The sequence below is a fragment of the Fodinibius roseus genome, from assembly GCF_900129315.1.
GTDB classification, from domain to species: domain Bacteria; phylum Bacteroidota; class Rhodothermia; order Balneolales; family Balneolaceae; genus Fodinibius; species Fodinibius roseus.
Window position 1 is genome coordinate 1 of the sequence record NZ_FQUS01000062.1, and the last position, 1,283, is coordinate 1,283.

Sequence of the window (1,283 nt, forward strand, 5' to 3'; positions counted from 1 at the left end):
GAAGGCTTTGCAAAACCCCCTGATTCAGTGCGTTTTTAATGGGATTCTGTTATTTTTCGGTTCATTCTAAATTTTAGTTCATAAAAACATTCAATTTCTCATGGCTGACGATAATCAATTAAGCTTTGGCGACGGACTGCTCTCGGGCAGGCGCAAGATCAGCAAGCTCTCCAAACACCTGATCAAACTCGATCAGATCATCGACTGGCAGCCGCTGGTCCGGGCCATTTCGGTTATTGATAAAACGGACCCCAAAACCGGCGGCCGGCCTCGTACCAACCCGCTTTGGATGATCAAAGCCACGTTCTTGCAGTCGCTGTTCAGCCTGAGTGAACCCCAACTGGAAGATCAGCTCATAGACCGGCTGAGCTTCCAGCGGTTTGTAGGGATCAACCTGGACCAAGAGATCCCTGATTTTACCACCTTTTGGCGGTTTAAAGAGGCCCTGAGCGCCCATGACCTGGACGAGCGTATCTTCGAGCTGGTTAATGGACAGTTGGAGGCCAAAGGCCTGATGGTTAAAAAAGGGACCATTGTCGATGCCTCCATTTTGCCCTCTTCGGGGCGACCGCTCTCAGGCAGCAAGCGCGAGGAGCTTCGAGAGGAGCCCTCCCCGCAGATAGATACCGATGCCAAATCCACCCGGAAGGGTGGCAGGTACTACTTCGGTTACAAAGGCCATATAGGGGTAGACGTTGAGTCGAAACTAATTCGCAAAGCAACCTTCACCCCGGCCAACCGCCACGACAGTACCCAAACAAAGAAGCTGATCAGCTATGATGAGCAGGCCTTGTTTGGCGATAAAGCCTACGCAGACGGCCACCACAAATATTCGGCCCGGTACTACGGTTGGTACTATGGGGTTCTGGATAAGGCCAAACGAGGCCAGCCGCTGTCGGGTTCCCAGAAAAAGCGTAACCGCAAGCTTAATCGCGTTCGGGCCGCCGTAGAACACCCGTTTGCCTGGATGAAGACCAAGGCTAATCTGGTGGCCATGCGAGCTAAAACCCGAGTGCGTAACCGGCTTCGGTTTGTCTTTGCCTGCATTGGGTGGAACCTAAGCAGGGCCAGATTCTTACTCGAAAAATCCAACCCCGTGGGATCGGTAGCTTCATGAATCAGCCAAAGGACATAAAAATAGCCTCAAGCAGCCTTTTTAAGACTGTTTCGAGGTATATTTGGACTAATATCGGTCAAAATGTTGACGATTATAAAAGCATCAGTTCAACATTCAGCCACAAAAAATAAATCAAAGAACAACAAAAGGTTTTTCAAAGCCTCCT

General features: G+C 50.2%; 1 protein-coding gene. It reads left to right on the top strand.

The annotated features are described in order from the left end of the window. Positions 1-100: 100 nt before the first annotated feature. The gene (locus BUB16_RS20995; protein ID WP_073068802.1) at positions 101-1,117 is read left to right on the top strand and encodes an IS5 family transposase; all 1,017 of its coding nucleotides are present in this window, start codon (positions 101-103) and stop codon (positions 1,115-1,117) included. The last annotated feature ends 166 nt before the right edge of the window (positions 1,118-1,283 follow it).

Coding starts and splice junctions, on each gene's coding strand:
- BUB16_RS20995 (WP_073068802.1), top strand. CDS start 101: ATGGCTGACGATAATCAATTAAGCTTTGGCGACGGACTGCTCTCGGGC.